The sequence below is a fragment of the Xanthomonas sp. SHU 199 genome (assembly GCF_000364665.1).
In the GTDB taxonomy this organism is placed as follows: Bacteria; Pseudomonadota; Gammaproteobacteria; order Xanthomonadales; family Xanthomonadaceae; genus Xanthomonas_A; species Xanthomonas_A sontii.
Map to the genome: position 1 here is coordinate 1 of NZ_AQOI01000295.1, position 4,394 is coordinate 4,394.

The window sequence follows — 4,394 nt, forward strand, 5'->3', positions numbered from 1 at the left end:
TGCCGCGCCGTCCGCGGGCGCGCCGCTGCCGCCGCCGCGCGTGCTGCAGATCCGCGGGCTCGCCATCGGTGCCGGCCTGCCCAAGATCATCGTGCCGATCACCGCGCACGACGCCGGGGAGGCGCTGGCGCAGGCGCAGCACATCGCTGCCTCGCCCGATGCGGACCTGGCCGAGTGGCGCATCGACCTGATGGACGGGGCCACCGACGCGGCCGCGCTGGCGGCATTGGGGCCGCGCCTGGCGCAGGCGCTGCACGGCAAGCCGCTGCTGCTGACCTTCCGCACCAAGGCCGAGGGCGGTGCGGTGGCGATCGACGATGCCGCCTACGGCGCGCTGTACGCGCGCCTGCTGGACGCGCGCTTTGCCGACCTGCTCGATGTGGAGATGTTTCGCGACCCGGCGGTGCTGCGGCGGCTGGTGGAGCATGCGCACCGGCAGGGCGTGTATGTGGTGATGTCCAGCCACGACTTCCACGCCACTCCCCCGGTGGCGGAGATCGTGGCGCGGCTGCAGCGGCAGCAGGCGCTGGGCGCCGACGTGCTGAAGATCGCGGTGATGCCGCGCGATCCGGGCGACGTGCTGCACCTGCTCGACGCCACCTGGCAGATGCGCCAGCGCAGCGGCCGGCCGCTGCTGACCATGGCGATGGGGCCGCTGGGCGCGGTGTCGCGGCTGTCCGGCGAGACCTTCGGGCAGAGCCTGACCTTCGGCATGCTCGGCAGCGCCTCGGCGCCCGGGCAGATCGACGCGGCGCGGTTGCGGCAGACGCTCGATGCGCTGCATGCCGCCGCGCCGCCCAAGTAATCCCGCGACGCTGCCGTCCTCGTTCGCCGTTCCTGCAGGAGTGTTGCCATGAGCCATGCCGCCGCCCCGCCCACCGCCCTCGTCCTGAATCGCATGAGCGGGTTCCAGTGGACGGCGATCGCGGTCTGCGTGCTGTTGAACATGCTCGACGGGTTCGACGTGATGGTGATGGCCTTCATCGCCCCGCACGTGTCGGAGGCCTGGCGTTTGTCCGGCAAGCTGCTGGGGATCGCGCTCAGCGCCGGGCTGGTGGGCATGGCGCTGGGCTCGCTGCTGCTGGCCCCGCTGGCCGACCGCTGGGGCCGGCGCAACATGATCCTGTGCTGCCTGGCGATCCTGACCGTCGGCATGGCCGCCTCGGCACTGGCGCAGGACATCTGGCAACTTGCGGCGCTGCGCGTGTTCACCGGCATCGGCATCGGCGGCATGCTCGCCGGCGTCGGCGTGATCACCGCCGAATACGCCAGCCCGAAGTGGCGCAGCACCGCAGTGGCCCTGCAGGCCACCGGCTATCCCATCGGCGCCACGCTGGGCGGGTTGATCGCCGCGATGCTGCTGGAACGCTGGGGCTGGCATGCGGCCTTCCTGTTCGGCGCACTCGCCTCGCTGCTGTGCATCCCGGTGGTGCTGGCGTTGCTGCCCGAATCGCTGGACTTCCTGCTCAGCCGGCGCCCGCCGGATGCGCTGGCGCGGCTCAACGCGCTGCTGACGCGCATGCGCGCACCGACCCTGGATGCGCTGCCGCCGCGGCCGCCGGTGCAGGAGAAGGCGGGCTACGCGGCACTGTTCACCCCGCAACTGCGCCGCAACAGCGTGCTGATCGCGCTGGGCTTCTTCATGCATATGTTTGCCTTCTATTTCGTGCTGAGCTGGACGCCCAAACTGCTGGTGCAGGCCGGACTGTCGGCCGAGCAGGGCGTCACCGGCGGCGTGCTGCTGAACCTGGGCGGCATCGTCGGCGGCGCGTTGTTCGGCGGCCTGGCCGCACGTTTTCTGCTGCCACGGCTGACCGCCGTCAGCTTCCTGATCGCCGCACTGGGAATGGCGGCGTTCGCCACGCTCGGCACGCAGTTGCAGCTGGCCTTCCCGGTGGCCTTCGTGATCGGCGCGGCGCTGTTCGGCTCGATGGCCGGCCTGTATGCGGTGGCGCCGATCGTGTTCGCGCCCACCGTGCGCACCACCGGCCTGGGCTGGGCGATCGGCATCGGCCGCGTCGGCGCGATCCTTTCGCCGATGACCGTCGGCGTGCTGGTCGACTCCGGCTGGCAGCCGGCCAATCTGTACTACGTGCTGGCGTTGCCGCTGCTGGTGGCCATTGCCGCGGTGCTGACGATGCGGCTGCAGCCGGCGCGGTGAGGGCAGGGCGGCGCGGGCGCGGCTCCATTCCAGTCTTCAAGAGCAACGCGCTTTGCGGCGCGGCCTGGTCTGCGTCACCCGATCGGCGCCGTGTCCGGCGCCGTACCCCATGTGTCGGCCAACCTGCGGCGCCTCGGTCGAGGCGCTGTGAGGTCCGCACATGCGGCGGCGATCCATTGCCGCCGCGCGCAGATGGCGCCGGTGCGCCGGATTCTTACTTGGCGTTCGGCAAGGCGTAGGCGATCACGTAGTCGCCGCGGTCCGGCGACTGCCGCGCGCCGCCGGCGGTGATCACGATGTACTGCTTGCCGGTCTTGGTCGACACGTAGGTCATCGGCCCGCCCTGGCTGCCCACCGGCAGCCGCGCCTTCCACAGTTCCTTGCCGGTGCCGCTGTCGAACGCCCGCAGGTAGTAGTCCTGGGTGCCCGCGATGAACACCAGGCCGCTCTGCGTGGCCAGGGTGCCGCCCAGGGTCGGCATGCCGACCGGGATCGGCAGGTGCATCTTGAAGCCGAGCGGACCGGTGTCCTGCACGGTGCCGACCGGCACCTGCCAGGCGATGCGGCGGGTCTTCAGGTCGATCGCGCTCAGCGTGCCGAACGGCGGCGCCTGGCAGGGGATGCCCAGCGCCGACAGGAAGCGGTTCTTGTTGACCGCGTACGGCGTGCCCTTCAGCGGCACCGCGCCCATGCCGGTGTTGACCGCCTCGCCGCCGCTGGAGGCGGCGGCCTTGTCGGCCTTCTGCGGAATCATCTGCACCCACAGGCCCAGGCGCATGTCGTTGGCGAACACCACGTCGTGCACCGGATCGACCGACAGCCCGCCCCAGTTCATGCCGCCCAGCGAGCCGGGGAAGCTCAGCGACACATCGGTGCCGGGCGCGGTGTACAGGCCCTCGTAGCGCATCTTCTTGAAGGCGATGCGGCACAGCATCTGGTCCAGCAGGGTGGCGCCCCACATGTCCGCTTCGCTCAGGTGCTTGGTGCCGATCTGCGGCATGCCCACCGACAGCGGCTGGGTCAGCGCATACGGTTCGTGGGGGATGTCGGCGGCCTTCACCGGCACCTCGCGGACCTCGGTCAGCGGTTTGCCGGTGGCGCGGTCGAGCACGTACAGCTGGCCGGCCTTGGTGCCGATGATCAGCGCCGGCACCTTGCGGCCGTCGGCCATCGGGAAGTCGATCAGGCTCGGCTGCATCGGCAGGTCGAAATCCCACAGATCGTTGTGCACGGTCTGGTAGACCCACTTGACCTGGCCGGTGCTGGCGTCCAGCGCGGTGATCGAGGCGCCGAAGCGGTGGTCCAGCGCGCTGCGCTCGGCACCGTACAGGTCGGTGGACGGGCTGCCCATCGGCAGGAACACGGTGTTGGAGGCGGCGTCGTAGGACATCGGCGCCCACACGTTCGGCGTGCTGCGCACGTAGGTCTTGCCCGGCGCCGGCGGCTGCGTGTCCTGCGGGTTGCCCGGGTCGAAGGCCCAGCGCTGTGCGCCGGTAATCACGTCGAAGCCGCGGATCACGCCGCCGGGCATGTCGGCCTGCACGTTGTCGGCGACGCGGCCGCCCACCACCACCGTGGTCCCGGCCACGGTCGGCGCCGAGGTCAACTGGTAGAACGGATCGGGTGCGGCGCCGAGGCCGGCCTTCAGGTCGACCTGGCCGTTCTGGCCGAAGCCGCTGCACAACGCGCCGGTGTCCGCGTCCAGCGCGATCAGCCGCGCATCGATGGTGTTGGTCAGCACGCGGCGCCGGCAGTTGGCGCCGGCCGGCAGCGCCGCTGCCGCCACCGGCGAGGCGTTGGTGGCGCTGGGCTGGACCAGCGGCGCATCGGCATCGAAGTAGGCCAGGCCGCGGCAGCGCTGCCAGACCGAGGACTTCGCGTTGATCTCGTGCTTCCACAGCTGCCGGCCGCTGCTGGCGTCCAGCGCGATGACGTTGTTGTGCGGGGTGCACACGTACAGCGTCTCGCCGATCTGCAGCGGGGTGGTCTGGTCCTCGGCGCCGTTGCCGTCGCTGAGGGCGATGTCGCCGGTGCGGTAGGTCCAGGCCACCTGCAACTGGCCGACGTTGCCACGGCCGATCTGGTCCAGCGCGGCGAAGCGGCTGCCGCCGGCGGTGTTGCCGTAGTGGCTCCAGTCGCGTTGCGCCTGCGCCGGGGTCACCGGCACCGGCGCCGGGCCGGGGCCGCTGGCGGCCACCGGCGGATGCGGCACGAACATGCCGGCCAGGCCGCC

3 protein-coding genes are annotated in these 4,394 nt (G+C 71.4%); 2 read left to right on the forward strand and 1 reads right to left on the reverse strand.

Annotated features, from left to right (window positions below; translation table 11 throughout):
• On the forward strand, positions 1–805 hold an 805-nt coding region (gene aroD, locus D183_RS0110785), incomplete at its 5' end, for a type I 3-dehydroquinate dehydratase (protein ID WP_017908998.1).
• Between the two features lie 48 nt (positions 806–853).
• Positions 854–2,161, forward strand: coding sequence for an MFS transporter (locus D183_RS0110790; RefSeq protein WP_017908999.1), 1,308 nt, complete (start codon positions 854–856; stop codon positions 2,159–2,161).
• A gap of 214 nt (positions 2,162–2,375) precedes the next feature.
• Here the strand turns inward: D183_RS0110790 and D183_RS0110795 are convergent.
• The coding region (locus tag D183_RS0110795; RefSeq protein ID WP_017909000.1) for a membrane-bound PQQ-dependent dehydrogenase, glucose/quinate/shikimate family at positions 2,376–4,394 on the reverse strand (2,019 nt) is incomplete at its 5' end.

Coding starts and splice junctions, on each gene's coding strand:
- D183_RS0110790 (WP_017908999.1), top strand. CDS start 854: ATGAGCCATGCCGCCGCCCCGCCCACCGCCCTCGTCCTGAATCGCATG.